At 31.4% G+C, this 18,243-nt stretch carries 18 protein-coding genes; 5 read left to right on the forward strand and 13 right to left on the reverse strand.

Translation table 11 applies throughout. From position 1 onward, the window contains the following. Window positions 1-14: 14 nt before the first annotated feature. The 4 genes from ACLBXA_RS24485 to ACLBXA_RS24500 all read right to left on the reverse strand — a co-directional run bounded on the left by ACLBXA_RS24485 (window position 15) and on the right by ACLBXA_RS24500 (window position 2,046). Entirely contained in the window at window positions 15-770 is a 756-nt protein-coding gene (locus ACLBXA_RS24485) for a sporulation protein (protein WP_097825948.1), read from the reverse strand. Beyond that, window positions 752-1,573, reverse strand: a complete 822-nt coding sequence (locus ACLBXA_RS24490) for a serine/threonine protein kinase (protein WP_000872072.1) — start codon at window positions 1,571-1,573, stop codon at window positions 752-754. The genes ACLBXA_RS24485 and ACLBXA_RS24490 overlap by 19 nt, the downstream gene beginning before the upstream one ends. Next, on the reverse strand, window positions 1,573-1,755 hold the full coding sequence (locus ACLBXA_RS24495; RefSeq protein ID WP_000473371.1) for a hypothetical protein: 183 nt from the start codon (window positions 1,753-1,755) through the stop codon (window positions 1,573-1,575). The genes ACLBXA_RS24490 and ACLBXA_RS24495 overlap by 1 nt, the downstream gene beginning before the upstream one ends. 111 nt (window positions 1,756-1,866) lie before the next feature. Then, the gene (locus tag ACLBXA_RS24500) at window positions 1,867-2,046 is read right to left on the reverse strand and encodes a YozD family protein (RefSeq protein ID WP_000658451.1); all 180 of its coding nucleotides are present in this window, start codon (window positions 2,044-2,046) and stop codon (window positions 1,867-1,869) included. A gap of 149 nt (window positions 2,047-2,195) precedes the next feature. On the opposite strand from ACLBXA_RS24500, the gene ACLBXA_RS24505 reads away from it, so the two are divergent. Next, the gene (locus tag ACLBXA_RS24505) at window positions 2,196-2,351 is read left to right on the forward strand and encodes a DUF3930 family protein (protein WP_000431485.1); all 156 of its coding nucleotides are present in this window, start codon (window positions 2,196-2,198) and stop codon (window positions 2,349-2,351) included. Between the two features lie 4 nt (window positions 2,352-2,355). On the opposite strand, the gene ACLBXA_RS24510 is transcribed toward ACLBXA_RS24505, so the two are convergent. After that, the gene (locus ACLBXA_RS24510; protein WP_053564578.1) at window positions 2,356-2,934 is read right to left on the reverse strand and encodes a hypothetical protein; all 579 of its coding nucleotides are present in this window, start codon (window positions 2,932-2,934) and stop codon (window positions 2,356-2,358) included. A 438-nt stretch (window positions 2,935-3,372) separates the two neighbouring features. Here ACLBXA_RS24510 and ACLBXA_RS24515 point away from each other — a divergent pair, with 438 nt between their 5' ends. After that, the gene (locus tag ACLBXA_RS24515; protein WP_180235586.1) at window positions 3,373-3,549 is read left to right on the forward strand and encodes a hypothetical protein; all 177 of its coding nucleotides are present in this window, start codon (window positions 3,373-3,375) and stop codon (window positions 3,547-3,549) included. Between the two features lie 310 nt (window positions 3,550-3,859). Here the strand turns inward: ACLBXA_RS24515 and ACLBXA_RS24520 are convergent, their stop codons facing one another. Together ACLBXA_RS24520 and ACLBXA_RS24525 are read right to left on the reverse strand one after the other, a co-directional pair. Continuing rightward, window positions 3,860-5,611 (reverse strand): UvrD-helicase domain-containing protein, encoded by a 1,752-nt coding sequence (locus tag ACLBXA_RS24520; RefSeq protein ID WP_447617566.1) that lies wholly within the window; start codon window positions 5,609-5,611, stop codon window positions 3,860-3,862. Between the two features lie 2 nt (window positions 5,612-5,613). Beyond that, window positions 5,614-7,560: an ATP-dependent nuclease gene (locus tag ACLBXA_RS24525; RefSeq protein WP_447617567.1), complete on the reverse strand. Its 1,947-nt coding sequence runs from the start codon at window positions 7,558-7,560 to the stop codon at window positions 5,614-5,616. Window positions 7,561-8,045: 485 nt separating this feature from the next. On the opposite strand from ACLBXA_RS24525, the gene ACLBXA_RS24530 reads away from it, so the two are divergent. After that, window positions 8,046-8,255 (forward strand): hypothetical protein, encoded by a 210-nt coding sequence (locus tag ACLBXA_RS24530; protein ID WP_255289644.1) that lies wholly within the window; start codon window positions 8,046-8,048, stop codon window positions 8,253-8,255. A 464-nt stretch (window positions 8,256-8,719) separates the two neighbouring features. Here the strand turns inward: ACLBXA_RS24530 and ACLBXA_RS24535 are convergent, their stop codons facing one another. Both ACLBXA_RS24535 and ACLBXA_RS24540 read right to left on the reverse strand, forming a co-directional pair. Then, window positions 8,720-10,264 carry a phage major capsid protein gene (locus ACLBXA_RS24535; RefSeq protein ID WP_447617568.1) on the reverse strand — a complete coding sequence of 515 codons (1,545 nt, stop codon included), beginning with the start codon at window positions 10,262-10,264 and terminating at the stop codon, window positions 8,720-8,722. Window positions 10,265-10,766: 502 nt separating this feature from the next. Further along, window positions 10,767-12,245, reverse strand: a complete 1,479-nt coding sequence (locus ACLBXA_RS24540; RefSeq protein WP_447617569.1) for a DEAD/DEAH box helicase family protein — start codon at window positions 12,243-12,245, stop codon at window positions 10,767-10,769. A gap of 360 nt (window positions 12,246-12,605) precedes the next feature. Between ACLBXA_RS24540 and ACLBXA_RS24545 the strand changes: the two genes are divergently transcribed. Further along, window positions 12,606-13,250: a hypothetical protein gene (locus tag ACLBXA_RS24545; RefSeq protein ID WP_098831068.1), complete on the forward strand. Its 645-nt coding sequence runs from the start codon at window positions 12,606-12,608 to the stop codon at window positions 13,248-13,250. A gap of 231 nt (window positions 13,251-13,481) precedes the next feature. Then, window positions 13,482-14,012, forward strand: coding sequence for a hypothetical protein (locus ACLBXA_RS24550; protein ID WP_447617570.1), 531 nt, complete (start codon window positions 13,482-13,484; stop codon window positions 14,010-14,012). Between the two features lie 397 nt (window positions 14,013-14,409). Here the strand turns inward: ACLBXA_RS24550 and ACLBXA_RS24555 are convergent, their stop codons facing one another. The 4 genes from ACLBXA_RS24555 to ACLBXA_RS24570 form a co-directional block, all read right to left on the reverse strand. Continuing rightward, complete coding sequence (locus ACLBXA_RS24555) at window positions 14,410-14,850, reverse strand: hypothetical protein (RefSeq protein ID WP_447617571.1); 441 nt, start codon at window positions 14,848-14,850, stop codon at window positions 14,410-14,412. Window positions 14,851-14,976: 126 nt separating this feature from the next. Further along, window positions 14,977-15,828 carry a replication initiator protein A gene (locus ACLBXA_RS24560; protein WP_447617572.1) on the reverse strand — a complete coding sequence of 284 codons (852 nt, stop codon included), beginning with the start codon at window positions 15,826-15,828 and terminating at the stop codon, window positions 14,977-14,979. Window positions 15,829-16,072: 244 nt separating this feature from the next. Next, window positions 16,073-17,572, reverse strand: coding sequence for a recombinase family protein (locus ACLBXA_RS24565; protein ID WP_447617573.1), 1,500 nt, complete (start codon window positions 17,570-17,572; stop codon window positions 16,073-16,075). Window positions 17,573-17,977: 405 nt separating this feature from the next. Next, the gene (locus ACLBXA_RS24570) at window positions 17,978-18,193 is read right to left on the reverse strand and encodes a YozE family protein (RefSeq protein WP_000750717.1); all 216 of its coding nucleotides are present in this window, start codon (window positions 18,191-18,193) and stop codon (window positions 17,978-17,980) included. Between the last annotated feature and the right edge of the window lie 50 nt (window positions 18,194-18,243).

An 18,243-nucleotide genomic window follows, 5' to 3' on the forward strand; every position in this document is an offset into this window, starting at 1 on the left:
TTATGCATAGTTTATTAAAAAATATAATTATTAATTTTTTGCTTCATCTCAGGGATATCTTCTCTTGTTACGGTAAAACGAATCACCTTCTCATCAAGATCAAGCGCCTCAGCGAATAATCCAGCTAAACCACGAGATTTTCTATCTACTTCCATAATAATTTCTAGTCGATCGTATGCACGTGGCAAGATTAATAATTCTAATTCATCTAATTTCCCATAATACTCTCCAGAAACTGGAATAAACTCAAATTCTTGTGCGAATGGAACTTGCTTACGTAATCGATGCGGTAATTCTTCACATTCTATATGACGTGCTTTAAACCCTAATTCATTTACACTATCTAAAACACTACTTAATAATGCATTGGGTAACACTTGAACGTAGTCGCGGTCACTTGGGTCTATACTATGTTTAATATCAAGACCTGTATGAATCCAAACCGTTTTCATATCAAGTGTAAGTGGTGCTTCAATTGGCATTGGAAAAGAAAATGGAATTTCAACTTTTTCATTCGGTTCTATAGAAAATGGTTCTGTTAAGCGTACTCGCTCTAAATCATACGTTGCTGTTACTTTTTTATCATCCACTTCTCGTACATACGACGTCGATAATGTTAAGTAAATGCTTTCAATTTGCTGGCTAACTGAACCTCCAGTTATATGAACATTTCCAACTATTTTTTCCCCAACAATATACTCATCTTTTTCAAGAACAGTATCTACCTTTGCACTCCCAATACCAACGCTTGCTAAAAACTTTTGAAACATGGAGTCTCCATCCTTTCTAAAGCAGAAGCTACATCTTGTTTTAAATCTTGTACATTCTCATAGTACGGCGTTTTTATTTGTAACATTCGCATAAGCATTTCGCGATTATAATTTTCCAAAGTTAATTCTTCGTACCATGGTTTTTCCTGTTTTTCATTAGATTCATATCCTGCATATAATAAAAATAACGAGAAATGACCGAGTGCATAAAAGTCGCTACGAAAGTGGACTTCTCGCATCAAAGCTTGTTCACCTTCGTAAGTTGTAGCTCTCTCATCACCCTCACCTTTCCATTTAGCCAATCCAAAATCAATAATACTAATTTGATTTTCTTTCATTAATATGTTTGGAATGCGTAAATCTCGGTGAATAATGCCTTCACTATGAAACACCGATACAATTTCTAATATTTCATATAAAATCTCAAAAACCTCACGTTCTGTATATACATACCCATCTATGAAAATATAATCTTCAAAATTTTTACCAGGCATGTACTCCATCACAAAGAAGCTCTTTTTCTCCCATATGAAATGATCATACAGACTAGGAATTGCATGATGATTTAATGTTTGTAAAATCATTTTCTCTTGTTCAAATGATTTTCTACCAGACTCATATCTTTGTTTACTTTGTCTTAATTGTTTTAAGACTTTATATCTATTTACTTGTAAATCATTAACGACATATGTGACCCCATAACTGCCCATTCCAATTACTGATTCAATTTTATAACGTTCTGCAACAATTGTATTTTTCCGCAGTGGTCTATCAAATAATGCTAGTACACGACGCCATTTCATCAGCTACTTGAAAAGAAGCTACGGCTTTTACGTTTTCTTTTATAATGTTGATGTCCATAACCAGATGAACGTCGTTTATAATCGCTACTTGAATACGAGCGCCCTCTACGACGGTAATCACTACTTGAATACGAACGATATTTTTTCTTTCCTAATAAAGAATCAATAATTTTTTTGAACATCCCTTCACCTCTTGAGTAAAATTTCATTTTAATTATACCAATAATTATTGACTATATTTGTGACAGGTTTGTAAAGAGTAAAAAAACGACGAGTTATGCCCGTCGTTACTTTCATTCATCCTCTTCATCAAAAACTTCATCAATCATGCATTTCTCTAATAAATACTCAAATGTAATATCTGCGAGATCTTCAATTTCTTCTCGTTTCGGGACGTACCCTCTTTCAATTAGTTGCTCATAAAAAAACTCCGCAATCTCTTCCGTATCAATCACGACTTCAATTTCCTTCATGAGCATCACCCCTTTATTTCTGTTTTATGAAAAAATCTCAAAATTATGTATATGAGATTAGAAAAATAGATTTTATTTTTTTATAGGTCATAAGCTTTGGACGAGATGCATACGATTGTAGTACAAGCTATTCAAAGGGGGAAATAATAATGGAAAATCAATATGAAGTAGGACAAACAAAAGAAGAGTTCATGCATGAAGATCAATGGGCAGACTCTCTTATAAAGTGGCTTTTTATTTTTTTAATAATTGTAGGCATACCTTATACTGCATATGTTGTTGTTCAATTTATTCTCTCTTTCTAGTTAACTATTTTTTCTCTGTCAATTTAACTAAATAATTATGAACAACATCCATTACAATTTTATATTCTTCATCTTTAAATGTATCGAACAATAATTGATAATCGTTATAAATATCAAGTAATCCATCAATGATTTCTTGACGATTCGTCTTAACACTCACTTTTTTCGAGTTGTTAATTGACTTTAACTTACCTAAATCTAATTTATTCATACCTGCTTTATCTTGTTTCAGTTTCTTCAAAATTGCATTTGCCGTTTGAGCATTGGCAAGTAACGTTAAATCTGACTCATCCGCTTCTAACCATTCACCATCCGTAATCCGTGACAATTCATAAATTGTATCTTCCCATGCGTCATTCTTATATCTCCATACTTCTGTACGAAAACCAACAATACGGAAAACATCTTTATCATATCCAGTTACTTGCACAAGATCACCAAACGTGAAATTATAATTTAATTCAATCCACTCCGTATCGCCCTTCTTCATATCTTGCTCTGTAACGTGCTGCAGCGTTTGCTCTACGTAAAATCCATCGTGATTATTGACTTCGTATACATAAACTCCATCTAAAACCTTCATATTTGTGAAATTTTATTTTCACTACATTCACAAAACACCTATTTAAGTGCGTTTTTGCTCAATTTATAAATTCAAGTAAAAAAAATAACCCATACAATGGAATATGTATGAGTTATTTTGAAGATGTTTTATTTGTACAATTATTATTTGATTTTTTCAAGGATTCTATATCAATCTCTTCAGACAATTTAATTAAATTCTCTGCAATAAGTTTTAAATTCGGCTTATTAATATGTCTGACATTAATTTTCATGTGGCCTCTCACCTCGACGATATAATATGCAGGGCTCTTTGTCTGTGTTCTTTGTCCCTATCGTCTTTCTATCGGGAGAATGAAAAATGTAAATCAAAAACTGAAATAAATAATTTATTACCCACGAAATTGTTAGTATAATTAAGAAAATAAATTCTTATCAATCAAATTAAGGAGCGATTAATATGGGAGATGGAATAATTAAAAGAAGAAGGACTTTTGATGAAATTGAACTTACTGCGGAAGATGTAGTAGAAGCTATCCAAGATTTAAGTAATGAAGAAAGATGGAAGTTGTTGGACATTTTATATGATAAATACTACAATCCAACAGATAAAAAAGGGACTCCTGTAGATTATTAAGGTAAAAAGTAACTTTCATAACCCTAAAATGCACCATAATCCATAAAAAGCTTCAGAATGACTTCTGTTGAATTTTACAACCTTTAAATATTATCATATTAAATCACCTATCAGATTGATTTATAAGACAATTTGATAACTCATTTTTTTGATATTCTAAATAATAAAGGGAAATCGTATCTGTAAAAGTACGCAGATACAATTTCCCTTTATTTTATTTTTATTAATTCTATCGAGTAGAGACCAATATACTCATTAGATTATTGTTATATTCATTAAAGCAGCTCTTTATGCTTTATTAAATACCCATTTAAACGAACTCTTGAACATACCTAATGTCCCAATCAGCGCTTCCAAATTTTTGTTTAACGTCATCTGTTAATTCCTCTTCTTTTATAGCAAAAACGAAAAGGTGGCTCGCCCTACTCATAGCAACATATAATAAATTTCTATTTATAAAATCCATTACATCGGGTTCTGAAGATAAGTATCGATGCATCAAGATTTTAGTAAGCTGTCGCTCCTCAAAATCTAACAGCAGCACTGACCTATGAGTTTCTCCTTTAACAGAGTGAATGGTGGCAATTTGATTCTCATAACTTCTTTGGTCATCAACTTCAAGATTTTTAATAATTATCGCCGAAACTTCGTCAAAAAGTTTATTATCTACCCTTATTCCATTTATCTCTTTATCTATTAAAATAGAGTTAATTTTCTGCTTTAGATTTACAACTAGCGTTTCATTAACTCCTATTTTTATCATATCCGATAATATCTCATTTATCTTAGATATTTTTTCATGTTTCAAAATCCATCTTTTTATTTCTCCAGAATTTCCTGATTCAAGTTCTGTTATCTTATTGTGTATAAAATTAACAATTACATTTTTCAATTCCCTTACAACAGAGTCTCTTTTTTTCTTTTTATCTTCTTTATATTGCGTATTAAAGAACTCGTTAGTGGAGTCCTTTCTTAAAACAAGTATACTATCTTTTTTTCCACACTCTTTGAATACATCCGATTGTTTTGATAGTTCTTTTATTATATTTTTATATGCATCTCCAACGCTTTTTGGGTTATTATATGCTAATAAGATTGGCTTAAAAGATGTATTCTCTTCATGCGTTTCTATACAAGCTTCAGGAATGATGATATTTAGATGCTTTGCCAGTTCTTCTCCAAATCGGTTAGAAACATTAAGCTTAAAAGTATCTTCCTCTTTGACAACAGGCATTGTTTCACCATATGTTATTGTTTGATAAGGGTCTCCAATCTTTTGAATTATATTATTGTCTGTATTAAATAGTTGATCCAATAACCTTTCACCATCTTTGTTAGTGTCCTGAAATTCATCTATAAAAATATACTTAAATCTATTTCTAAGAATTTCAACTATTTTATCATTAAACAAAAATATATCCGAAAAGAAAAATGTGTCATCATACGTTAAAAATCCTAATGATTTTCTTTTCATCTTTATCCCTAACATGTCTAGCTTATATTTATCAAATTTATCCCAATCAGTGCTATTCTCTATATCTACTATTTTTTGATCATAATCTATAATTAAATGACTTTTTTCAATTCTTCTAGCAATAGCTGTTTTGACACCAGAACTCATCCAAGAATATTTTTTTGAAAGCATTGAAACATAATATTCTATATCGTTGTGTCCATTTAAAAAATTTATTGCAGTATGTTTAAAATTCATTCTAAAAAATGGAAACAAACAAAACTTATTGAAAAATTCGTGTATTGTTCCTATAAAATGCGGATGCTTTATTTTTCCGACTCCAGCTTTCTGTAAAGCATTATTTATTTCATTAACAGCAACATTAGTATGCGTTATAATACAAATGCCTTCATTTGTATTTTCTCTTTTCAAAGCTAATAACATAAGAGTAATCTTAGCCGCTAACGAAGTTGTTTTTCCAGTTCCTGGTCCAGCTATTATTGTTTTAGTTTCAAATAACTCTATAAATGTTCTTTGGAGATGATTTAACTGGACATCATTTAAGAGTACCGCTTCAACCCTTTTATAATCTAAATCTTTAAATTCCATCCTCACTCACCACCAGTTACATGAAGTATTGCTTTAACCAAATAATCCAATTCGTTATCCTGACTAATTTTATCTATCGCTTCTTTCTTATTTTGCAATAAATACTCGGCAAAGTTTTGGGCCATAATCGATTTAGATACCTGCTTTTTAAGGATAAATTTATATACATCTACCGCTAGCTCTTCGTCATCAGTAATCTTTCTCCAACTCTCTAATTGTCTTGATTTATATCCTTCATCCGCATATTTTGATTCAACTACAATCCTTTGAAAGTCTTTACTGAAGCTACTCTTAGCTATCGCATATTCCAACGTCCAAGGGGCAGATACAAAAATCCGAGTCTCCTCTACGCCATGAAAGAAATTTTCTTCTAATTTAGTTAAACGATTAGCCTGATGTGACTCAAATTCTAATTCAGATAAAGGTTGAAGTATCTCTAAAACCTCTTCCTTAAGCTGTGTAATTTCGTAAACCTTTTTTAATTTCTCTTTAAAACTACTTATATCTACATAACTTCCATTTAAATCATCATTAACATCTTTTAAATCATAAAGTTCAATTATTTCCTTATTCTGAGTAGAATTTATTAGAAAATAGCTTGGTGAATCATAGTATTTTATGGGTTTTAAGTCTAAATCTGTAATTATTGATACGGGAAAATTCAAAGGTTTTTGTTCTTCTTTTCTAAGAAATATAGATGAATATCTCTTAAATGCCAATGCCCCAACATTAACAATAGAAACCCCATGTTTATGCAATGGCCTTCCTATTAATTCTGCTATGGTAGGTATTAGTAAATTTTCTGCATCACCTTCTACAAAAATCACACCTTGAGCAAAAAACATGTTAGCTTTAGTTGCATCCAGGAACCTTTCTAAAAAACTATAATCATCATCTTCTAATAACGTTGCTCCTTTTCTCATTGGATACGCATTTGAATTATAAATAAATATTAAATTTTCTAATGGAATCGATGAAGCTAACGTCGTACTATGAGAAGAGAATATATATTGCATTTCATTTTCATTACTTTTTTTCTCAAAGTATTTTATTAATCTTAACTGAGCCTGTGGATGGATATGAGCTTCTACCTCTTCAATTAAGGCAAGTTTAGGGCCTATTTCTCCTTCGCTTAATAACAGTAATTCTGCAGCAATAAATAATAAATTTGAGCTTCCTAAACCTGTCCCCACTTCACCTATACTTAATTCTAGCTTCCTTAAAATTTCAACAAATGTCATATTATTACTTCTGATTTCTGGGGTCCGCTTGTTTCTCTCATTAAAAAATTCATCTACCGTACTTTTAACTTTCTTTAACACCGGTTCTTCCAAAACTGTTTTAAGATTATCAAAAGCATTTTGAAACTCATCTATTATTTTTTTATGTTCTACTTCTTCACTTGACGAAAACTCTTTTAGACTTTTTATAATTTGAGCTATTCTTGATTTTTTGCCTGAATTCAACTCTACATCAGCATCACGTAAAGGCTTTAAATATGTTACTGCAAGCAATTGTTTTACCTCATCGTCCATGACGTTTTCTAAATTTACATCACCCGCTTTAGTGCTCTTTTTTATTTTTTTATGCCCATTTAAATCTGTATAATACTCTATTTCCATCACTATTCTTAGTTCTGTTTCACCATTAACAAAGGAAAGCCAATCAAAAAAATAAGCTTCTTCCTTTTTTGATAACCCCTTAAAATTACACTCTATTTTCAAGTTATTAGAACCACTATAAAAATCTTCTTCAGTTATCCAATTAGTGTCATTACTATTAGTCCCCAGTATAGTTTTTATAGCATCAATTATAGCTGTTTTCCCTGAATCGTTTTCTCCAACCAAAACATTTAATCCTTTGTTAAACTCTACCTCAAGCCCGGGTTGATTATTTTCCTTTTCTCCAAACTTTCGCCAATTCCACAACTTTAAACTATGTAAGTACACGTTACTCCTCCTCTATATGATCGCATCCTCTATAACCATATTTTACTATATAAATTAGTTTTACAAAAATGTTATTATTCTTCTAATATTTTTTAAGTTAATAGATACAGGTACGTAGACAGAAACCAACATTCATAGACTTAACTTTTTTTACATTTTTGCAAATTTTATATCCAAGGATTCTATTCCTATGTACTTACACTTCAATAAATACAAAGTTGTTTTTAAAAATTCCCAATCAAATCCGTTTATGAAATGGAATAAATCCCTATAATTAATAATAGAGAGAGAGAGATAAATAAACGTCAACTAACTGGTTCTATCGATATTCGATAGAGCTCTATTTTATTTCAGCGGAGTTTTAGAGTTCTCTTAAATGTCGGAGGCCTAACGTCTACTAGATAATAAAGAAGGTATAAGCTTTCATAAAAAAGAAATAATATCGGTGAGGCTATTAAAATTGAACTAAGAGGGAGAAAATGAATATGTCTGATAAAAAGCAAAATGCTTCAAAAGAAGGATTAGCCCTTCCAGAAACCCCAAGTCTAGATGAGCCAAGCAATCGAGAGGAATTTGGCGAAGGTGTTACAGTTCACATAAGACCTTATCCAGGCATGGCTGTCGGAGATAAAGTTACACTTGAATGGCGTGACACTCAATCTTTGGGAGAAGACGAAAAGAAGGATAAAGAATAAAAATAATTCGAAGGGTTATTCGTACAGAATAATCTTTTTTATTTCAACGGAGTTTGGGCCAATTGGTACCTTGGGTGTGAGTGGACTCTCCTCGTTTATTATATGTATTTTAACGTTTTTTTCAAAAGGGATAGGCGGGTATTAATTTCATTTTATTGCTATACATTATTACGAATGAACCCAAACGAAAATGGTTCCAGCTGTCGTGCTATTAGTACCCTGTTTACTTCCCCATATAATTCTGTTTTACTTCTAACTTTATCTTTTAAATAATGAACTGCTATACGTACAATTAAAATTCTATACTCCTCTTCACGGAGTATACTTCTACAGCATTCAACTGATTCTATTTCTTTCATTAAATATGCTTCCACCTTTCATCCAATAATGTTTTATAAAAAATAAAAAAGAAGGACCAGCAAATGCTGATCCTTTAAACACTCTACTTTAACATTCTAAATAGATTAAGCAATAACCAATTTAGCAATAGCTTGTGGATTATAAACTGCTCCATCTATATAACTATCCAATACGAAAGTAGTTGTTCCTGCTAGAGCGTTTTCAGTATCAACTGTTCGCTGTAATCTCGCAGCCTGTTTAATCATTATTGCATAAGCATGATAAAAGTTTGCGAAAATTACTGGTGTTGATTCAGGTAATACATCAGTAATATAAATTGCTTTACCAAATAACGTTCTTGTAGGTCTTCCATTTACTACTCCATTTTGTACATAAGAGTGACCTAATGCATCTTTTAATTTAGCAATTTGATTATATGTTTTACGTGCCATAATAAATGCGGCATTTCCATTTGCATAATCGTAAGGAAGGCTATTATGTAAATCCATTAATTCATCAATTTCAACTTTCTGCACCTTCACTGTTGGAACGAATGTATCGTTTATTATACCATTGAATTCATTTCCACCAGAACCAACTAAAATTGATTTTTCAATCGCTTTTATTAATTTACGTGATAATAAGTCTGCAATATAATCTGATGTTGAGATTGCAGTATCATTTAATAACTGATTAGAAGCCCGAATATATGCCCCAGCTCTCTTTTGTTCCAATTTAACAGTTTCAAAATCCATAGCTAATTGTTTTAAATTAATTCCTTCGCCAACGAAACCAGCATCATCTAGACTATCTTCCCTTGCAATCGTTAACGTACCTGCAACTGATGGAAACTTACGAGCCATTTCAAAAATAGGAGAATACTCTTCCACTTTCTTAATTACTTGATTGTGAACTGATTCAGGAATTACTGCTCCACCAGCTGTTCCCGTTGTATTAAATCTTACCTCGCTATTTCGATTTTCGTTCATGTCTCTTTCTTGTCCATTTTGTTTTCCCATAACAAAAGACTCAAATCGTTCTACTTCTAATTGTTCGCTTGTTCTTTCTTCAATACCATATCTAATTACCGTCTTTTCCATTTCTCTCTTCTCCTTTAGCTGATTGTATGCTTTGACTTCTTTTGGGACTTCTATATCTTTAACAAGATGAATACCGCGAGCTGCAATTGTTGATTGAGAATAAGCAGGATTTTTTACAACTGATACCTCAAATAATTCAAGCTCTTCAATCGTTCGTTCATAAAGATTTGATTCAAGTAATCTCCAACTATCTTTAATAGTACGGAAACCAAATGACATGTTTCTGAGTATGCCAGAGTTAATTAATTCGTAATAATCTTTTCCCCATGATGTAGAAGCAATTGTCGCTTCCATATAAAGCCCTTGATTATCTTCTGTTAATCGTAAAGAACCGTTGCGAGTAGACGCCAAAATTAAGTCGCCCTTGTGTTCAGCAAGGAATTCAATGTCTTTTTTTCCTGATTGAATAGCGCGTGAGAAAGCACCTTTAGCAATCTTTTCAACAAATCGCTTTGTAACTCCTAATACATTACTCAGTTGACCTGTTTTATTAACATAACCGGAAACGGTCATTGTTCCATCTGTATTTGTATGTAAATCTGAAACTGCAATACGAAGTTCCATTTTCATTGTTTGTTACTTCCCTTCAAGTTATTAAAACTGCTTTTAAAAGCAGTGAAATGCAAAAAAATAAAAAGACGATACCGAAGTATCGCCTATGTTTAATAACCAAAATTACTAAATAAAATATTCAAAAAAGATTTTTCAAATACTTTATCTAATAATCTTATATTTAATTTTTAGGAGGTGAGATCCAAAAAGCTTTTATAATTTGAATTAAGAAACTATAAGAACTCTTTAGATCTCTAACAGAATCATGTTTTACTTAACTACATAACTTGGAGGATTCATTTGCACAAAAGGCACCAAATATGGAAAACACTAAAAGATGAGAAATAAGAGAGACTTAATTTATTAAGACCTCTCTATAATATATATACGTTGTGACCCAATTCTGTACGTAATATTGGAAAGGGATTTCACAAAAAACCTCTACACATTACCTGTGTCCGCCTTGTTCCAAATATGTTATTGTCTTATTTTAAAATAGAAGAGTAACTTTTTTGGAACATTAGTTTAACATGTTTAGTAGCCAATACATTTTATTTCTGTGCTCGCCTTTACTTTCTTTTTTACTTTCGATAATAAAAGGAATATTATTTTCTTCAAAAAACGAATTGATAGTTTTTATCCCAACTTTTCTCGAGCCATTCTTCGCTCGTAACCCATACTTATTACAAATTACATCAATTAATTCTTGCTGTTGCTGTTTGAAAATTTTCTTGTTAATGTAGTTATCGATTATATCCAGTTGAATGTAATTTTCTTTCTTAAGCTGCTCTAAATCCACATAATAAATATTAGGAAAATACTTATCAAAAAACGCCTCAAATCCATAAACATTCATAAACGAATACATCTCTGCTTGATACTCTAAATATGCTAAACCTGTCGTATGAACTCTAAGACGCGTATATTTTTGATTGCTGAGCGGATCCATTATTGTATCTAAATAAAATGCTTTCATAGACTTACTAATCACATCAATTCCATATTCTTCAATAAAATCAATTTCCCCAAGCCTAATGAATTCATCATAATAGAATAATTGCTTTTCAAGATAGCGCAACTTAGCCAAAATGGACTTTTTCGAAATACGTTTATAATAGACGTTTACTTTATGATTTCTAACTCGTCCAGTAGCTTGAACAAAAGTATCAATATCACTAATTCCATGAATAACAACAGTTTCGACTGAATCATCTTTAATTTCTGTCGCCTCAGTCATAAGTTTTGTTGTATTTAGAACATCACATTCAAACTGGCGATTCTCAACAATTTGTTTGAATTCTAATGAATTTTCACGATTGCCAGAATGTAAAACTTTGCTGTTACCAATATTGAAATCTGAAGTTGTATCAATTGAATTATGATATACAAGAACTTTCTTTCCTTCTTTAATCTCACTATGAACCACTGATGAAACAGTTTCATTTTGTTCATAACGATATAAATCTTTCACTTGATTATTGTAAAAATTAGCTTCTTTCAGAACTTCTAATTCATTATTCCAAGGTAAATAATACAGTCCCTCTGATGTTGCTGTCATAAAGATTTTTACAGCTTTGTCATTTTGATTTAAAAAATTAAAAGCTAATTCGGTTCTCGTATTGAAAGAACTATCACTCACGAAGTAATGAGCTTCATCACAAACTATATAGTCGTATTGATTAATCATTAGATCATTACGTTGAAGCATCTTTTGAAAAGCTTGATAAGATTTTAGTTCAAACATTCCGCCTTTGAATTTTCGAATACATTCTTGTTTATATTCTTCAAGATAATCTGCTTGCTGATTTAATGTATTTCTTCTATGTGATAAAAATAATGTCTTTTTATTACTTTCTAGAGCATGTGGAAGCAGAACACGTCTCATCCAATAATTCTTACCACTATTCATTTCAGAACCGATAAGATAATTTTTACCTCGCTCTAATTCTTCAACTACATCTGTAGTAATTATGTCACTTACGTATATTTTATTTTCCATATCTAATTCCTCCGATTGATTTATTTCTCTCACTTTATGTTTATATATGTAAAATGAAAAACGTAAATCGAACGAAGCAATTTTTAAAATTTATTTTTCTTAAAGGTGTTCCAAATTTGTTATCTTTCTATTTTAAATAAGAAACATAACAAATTTGGAACATTAGAAGCAAAAGTTTATGAAGTTAGTAGTCTTAAATTAATAGGCAGTTTACTTTAAGAAGGATTAAACCCATCTACCCTAGAATATTAATATCCCAGGAAAATAGATTGAATAAATAGGGAATATGCACCATACTTAATTTATGACCAATGAATTTGGAAATAAACTTTACAAAATTTAACACGGGAGAAATGACACATGGATATTCGTACATATATAGATTTCCTTCGAAAAGCACTCAATAATGTTGAGGAAGTTTATTTTGGAAATCAGAATTGGATCGATTCTATGCTAAATGTTCATAATGTTGAATCTCAGAATCGAGAAGAGTTAATACCGTATTTGAGTATGCATCACGAGCGAGTCTTCTGCTATGAACTTTATCATCAACTCCGCAAAATCATGGAACAAAATAAGCTGAATGAAAAGGTGATTTTGCAAGCTGAACTCCGCAAATCTCAAGTAGGCAGTGAAATCGAACAATTATATGGAATGCAAAGCACTGATGGCGTATATTATCCTGACTTCTTAATACATGAACCCCAAACATTCGATAATCAAGACTTAATTATAGAAGTTAAAGCTAACCCTGGGCTTACTGTTGCAGATATGAAAAAGGATATATTAAAAATCGATCAGTTCATAAACAAATATCAATATAAAAAAGGAATCTTCTTAGCAATAAATATTAGCGAAGATAGACTCAACCAGCTTTTAACAAATACTCACCTATTAAAGTGCTTAAAAGAACAAACTACATGTAAAAATGAAATCTTACTTATGTTTAGAGAATCAGCTAGTAAACCTACAATCTCAAAAAATCTAGCAAGGTTATTACAATGAACAAAATAGATAGCTTAAAATAAGGCTGTATAACCAGCCCTATTCTTGTTCAAAGTAAGATTGTAAAATATTGTACTTAAACAAATGGCTGCCTTAGTTCAAGAAGCCACAAAAGGACCACTTAGGTCCTTTTTATTTTTAATAATAAAATAAAGATTTTATTATTAAACAAACCGATTCCACCTCGTCTGACTTGTGGTAAAATAGTACAGTCAAAAGGAGGAAATATGAATGTCAAAATCTCTCCCAATCTCTGTAGTATGCTATAAGAAGCTAGAAGATGGCTCTGAAGAAGCTATTGCTGTATTTAGGAGTATTCATGAAGCTATACGATGGTCAACAAAAAATAAAATTATGAATGGCGGTGCTGTTGAGGCAACTGCTGCCAGAAATACGTACCTTCCAAAAGGGAAATGGACAAAATATCTAAATACTCACCTTTATCGATTTGCTAGAGTTGAGATTTGTCCAGAACTGAATCAGAACCCCGAAATAAAAAAAGATAACCAAACAAATGAACTTGATAATATAACGGCGCCATTTGTTTGTTATAAAAAGTTAGAAGACGGTTCAGAAATAGTGGTTGCCAAGTTTAAGGGTATTTCAGAAGCTTGCGCTTGGTCGTTAGAAAACAATATCATGGGACATCGAGCATTAGAATGGACAATTAAACATAATGATTATGTCTCTAATAAGCAAAGACCCCGTAAATACTTGAATCGTCACTTATATCGATTCGCTCGTTTAGAAGACCTAACCTAAGTTTTCCTAAACCTTCTCATATAACTACTTAATCTTATAATGAATTACATATGTCTTAGAATTAATTCTAGAGCTTCTGAGAACTATCCTAAGATAACCTTATTGAGAAATTATTTATTAAAATTAATTCGATTAAAAAAATTTTTCTAAACTCGATTTACGTTTTCCAAAAGACAGATAGAATAATTATATAGAGATAGAAGAGATAGCCTGTACTATCTCTTCTTAAATCTCCCTGTATAGCCGTTTAATCTTATAATGAATTACAAATTCTGTACAATACAATCTAATTTAGAGTTTCTAAGGGCTATCCTATACCATCTTAAATATGGTAACTCATCAATAAGTGCCTCTTTCCTTCTATGAACTTCCCACTAACTTATATCTCTTTTAACAATTAAACAACTTCAATTTCTACTTCCGTCACAATTGCATCTCCTACCCATGTCTCCAAATCTGTTTTTATTAGAAAGTCCGCTACCGAAAGACACATTTCATCAGACAGCAATGAAGCTGTTTGTTCGACAATACAAGAAGGAACATATCCATGCTCTTCACTAGCTTGCTCCCAAACTTTATGAGTCCTCTCCATTAAATCAATGAAGCTAGGAGTATTTACAAACTCTTCTTTAAATCCGTCCCATTCTAAATCACTAAAATACTTATGGAAGAATCCTTCGCTTGATAAGTCAGTAATAAATAACTTCATAATTTCACTCATACATACAAACTTTCTAAAATGATGCTCCAGAGCTTCCTCACCCGAATTCGCTTTTACTACGCTAATTAATTCACTGTCCTCAACACTTTCAACAAGACATACAGCATATAAAGACATTCCAATTCCCTCCACTCAGATTTTCATTGTAAGGAAAAACATGACAGATAATATAAAATTATTATCTATCATGTTCTTATTCAACACAAGACAATCTGGAGCTTCTGGGAATTATTCTAATCAATATTAATAAGGTAAATCACCTGTATTCTCTTCAAGCCAGTTATACATGAGCACTGTATCACTCTTACCTTCAAAACCCTTTTTACCATACTTCATGTCATGATGATGAGCCGTTTTCTTTAAAAATCCATAAACATACGAATCAACGCATTTAACTTCTAAATGAGCCCCTCGCTCAATTGCTTCATACATAAACTTATTTACAATATCCAAATATGTTTTCTTATCCCATCTTCCAGTAATGAACTCTGATTGATATTTATGTACCGCTTCTAAAGTCTTTTGTTTAAAAAGAGACACTCTATTCATATTCAAAGTCGAATTGTTAACTTGATTATCAGTGTTATTGTTAACAATATTTATATTCTCATTATTATTTATCTTGTTATTATTACTCTTATTATTATATGTTGCTCGTAGTTGACATTCATGAGTGCTCACCTTGGACACTTCAGAGTGTTCATATTGAACATTCCGAGAATCATCCATTTCATACAAATCATCCTCTGTAAACAAAAGACGTCCAACATAAATTCTATTAGGCTGATTAAGTCCTACTCGTTTTTCTTCTATTAAATTATGTTTCTTTAACTCTGTTTTACACCTTCTAAGTGTCGAATGAGAAAAACCAAGCATCTCAGCTCCATATTCAATCGACATAATGACATAATACTTCCCTTCTGAGTCATGCCAGCCCTTCATCATGCTCATTTTTAACTTATCCAACAAAGCAATGTATAATAACTTCGCTTGAGGCATCATGTCTTTGTACTCAGATCCATATAGAAGTACTTTCGGTGTTTGAACATAAATTAAATTATCGATTTGTTGTTCTGTATAATACTTAATCGGCATTTCACTCGCTCCTTTTGACACAACAAAAGAAGACATGCTAATATTTAATTACAGAGGTCTATCTTCTGTGCGTTGTATTAAGAGATGGTACATGAGTTGGTCGCTCACCATCTCTTTTATTTATTATATTATGCGAACTAACGTTCGTAAACATAAGGCGCTATATAGCGAAATAAAAAAAGATAATAGAAGACTATTATCTTTTAATCTATGTTCAATATAAACAAATCTGAGACAATCTAAGCTAAAGTATCGATATGCCTTCAATCCATTCAATATCGACTGTTGGCTCCACATTATCTCTTTTGGTAGTATTAGGATTACTCTCTATATTACGAGAAAACAGTACTTTTTTAATGATGCTCCGCAAGAATGAATTAATTTTTTCTACAGATAAATTATCAAGGTTATCTATAGTCCATATAACCTTCTCCAATTTTTTCACTTCATCTTCAGTGTTACTTAGGTTATTTAGTCTCATTTGAAGTAGTTGAATCATATCATCTGTATGACGAATTTGTTCTTCCAAACCATCTTTGAACTGTAAAAATTCGTCTTTAGTAATTTCTCCATTCATACGCATTTCAACCAAGTTCTTTTTCTTTTTATTCAACTTATCTTTATTAGCTTCTGTTTCTGTTAATTTATTACTAATCTCTTTCTCTAACTTTATTGTGTCTCTCTTTTTGAAATTTATTATTTCTTTTTCCATTTTAGGTTTTAGTTTTTTTAAATCTTCAATAACTGCATCTGTAACTGGCTTCAAAGCTATTCCTGCATCTAAACATCTTACATTCTCTATTTTCGCTCCATCGGCTTTTATGTAAGGAGTGCCATTTCGATCAACACAAATATAACGCTTCCGTCCACATTTGGCACAGTAAATTAACCCTTGTAGAATATGCTTAACTTTTCCATGAGTCTTAAATTTCTTGTTGTTATTATTTTTAATAAGTTCTTGACATCTTAGGAATTCTTCTTTTGTGACTATGCCAGGATGAGCACCCTCGACCCAGCAGTTTTCAAGAACTCTTCCTAACTCGTTCTTCCTCTCATATCTGACAATTCCATAGTATAATGGATTACGTCTCATCTGACTGATATGAGCTGTTGACAAGACTTTTCCTTTTTTTGAACGCCAACCAAAAGCATCAAGGTCTTGAGATATTTTATTAACTGAGTAACCTTCAATTGTTTTTTCAAAAATATAACGAACAATTTCCGCTTCATTTTCATCTATCTCTAAACGTTTGGTCTCAGGATTTTTCAAATAACCCAATGGGATATTATTCATCACCCAATGGCCTTTACTTGCTTCTAAAAACTTCCCACGACCAAGTCTTTTACGTATAGCAGAATATTCAAACGAACTTAACATAGACTGCATTCTATATAACATCTGTGAATTTTCATTTGCAAAATCGTACTCGCCACTAGGTGTTATAATTTTTATTCCGTTAAGTATAAGCATTTTCAAGACTTTCTCATTATGCTCAGGATCACGACCAATTCTGTCAACGTCCATAGTTAAAATTGCTGTATAATCATTAAGTCTGCTCAAAAGTAAGTTTAACTGTTCACGCTCTGGCGATACCCCTGAAGCTATTTCTTCATATATGTCATATTTCCATCCATTTGTTTTACAAATCCTTGTTAAAGCTAAACGATGATTTTCTAAGGATTCTTCTATTCCATTTTGCGTAGAATCGCGTGACAACCTCATATAGATTGCTACAAACTCCATTACCTTCAGCCTCCTAATATATCATAAGTGAGGAAAGTAAAGTATAGCATAGAAAAATAATGTAGTAAAAATAAAACTTCACTTTTGTGATTTTCCCAACGGTTCCATATAGCGTAATCACGACTATGTCCCCTACGTTATATTTAGGTTGTTTTTTTCTTGCCATCTCTATCTCTCCTTTTTTTGACGTCGTGATTTTGATAACAGTATATGCAACCTACATAAAAACGCTTATCACAGAAGCTTATATTCATAAATTTTTTCAATAAAAATTATAATCTTATAAAATTTACGTTACACTCAAAAGAAAAGCTAGTAACTAGACTAGCTTCAAATCAATAAAAAAACATACAGAATACTTCACTTTAAATAAAGTAATGTATTCTGTATGTTTTCAAATAGTTTTTATCTATCTTGTATGTATAAATCCCAGGCTTCATCAAATATAGACATACTTTCTAGCATTCCGCTCAACTCTAAGTATGAACTAATTTCATCATAGTCTTCAGATTGCTTCGGAAAACTTAAATCATCATACATCGCCTCTGCTAAATCTGAAATTTCATTTCTAAATAAAGCTGCACGATGCTTCATCATATAATGGTAAAATGTCTTTTTCAAAAATATTCCCTACCTTTCTAACTTGGGTACATTATACAAGGCAAAAAAGA

This window comes from Bacillus sp. D48C (assembly GCF_053345735.1).

What these genes read in the sequence shown, in the direction of transcription:
- ACLBXA_RS24485 (WP_097825948.1), bottom strand. Translation starts at nt 770, where the DNA reads ATGTTTCAAAAGTTTTTAGCAAGCGTTGGTATTGGGAGTGCAAAGGTA.
- ACLBXA_RS24490 (WP_000872072.1), bottom strand. Translation starts at nt 1,573, where the DNA reads ATGAAATGGCGTCGTGTACTAGCATTATTTGATAGACCACTGCGGAAA.
- ACLBXA_RS24495 (WP_000473371.1), bottom strand. Translation starts at nt 1,755, where the DNA reads ATGTTCAAAAAAATTATTGATTCTTTATTAGGAAAGAAAAAATATCGT.
- ACLBXA_RS24500 (WP_000658451.1), bottom strand. Translation starts at nt 2,046, where the DNA reads ATGAAGGAAATTGAAGTCGTGATTGATACGGAAGAGATTGCGGAGTTT.
- ACLBXA_RS24505 (WP_000431485.1), top strand. Translation starts at nt 2,196, where the DNA reads ATGGAAAATCAATATGAAGTAGGACAAACAAAAGAAGAGTTCATGCAT.
- ACLBXA_RS24510 (WP_053564578.1), bottom strand. Translation starts at nt 2,934, where the DNA reads ATGAAGGTTTTAGATGGAGTTTATGTATACGAAGTCAATAATCACGAT.
- ACLBXA_RS24515 (WP_180235586.1), top strand. Translation starts at nt 3,373, where the DNA reads ATGGGAGATGGAATAATTAAAAGAAGAAGGACTTTTGATGAAATTGAA.
- ACLBXA_RS24520 (WP_447617566.1), bottom strand. Translation starts at nt 5,611, where the DNA reads ATGGAATTTAAAGATTTAGATTATAAAAGGGTTGAAGCGGTACTCTTA.
- ACLBXA_RS24530 (WP_255289644.1), top strand. Translation starts at nt 8,046, where the DNA reads ATGTCTGATAAAAAGCAAAATGCTTCAAAAGAAGGATTAGCCCTTCCA.
- ACLBXA_RS24535 (WP_447617568.1), bottom strand. Translation starts at nt 10,264, where the DNA reads ATGAAAATGGAACTTCGTATTGCAGTTTCAGATTTACATACAAATACA.
- ACLBXA_RS24540 (WP_447617569.1), bottom strand. Translation starts at nt 12,245, where the DNA reads ATGGAAAATAAAATATACGTAAGTGACATAATTACTACAGATGTAGTT.
- ACLBXA_RS24545 (WP_098831068.1), top strand. Translation starts at nt 12,606, where the DNA reads ATGGATATTCGTACATATATAGATTTCCTTCGAAAAGCACTCAATAAT.
- ACLBXA_RS24550 (WP_447617570.1), top strand. Translation starts at nt 13,482, where the DNA reads ATGTCAAAATCTCTCCCAATCTCTGTAGTATGCTATAAGAAGCTAGAA.
- ACLBXA_RS24555 (WP_447617571.1), bottom strand. Translation starts at nt 14,850, where the DNA reads ATGTCTTTATATGCTGTATGTCTTGTTGAAAGTGTTGAGGACAGTGAA.
- ACLBXA_RS24560 (WP_447617572.1), bottom strand. Translation starts at nt 15,828, where the DNA reads ATGCCGATTAAGTATTATACAGAACAACAAATCGATAATTTAATTTAT.
- ACLBXA_RS24565 (WP_447617573.1), bottom strand. Translation starts at nt 17,572, where the DNA reads ATGGAGTTTGTAGCAATCTATATGAGGTTGTCACGCGATTCTACGCAA.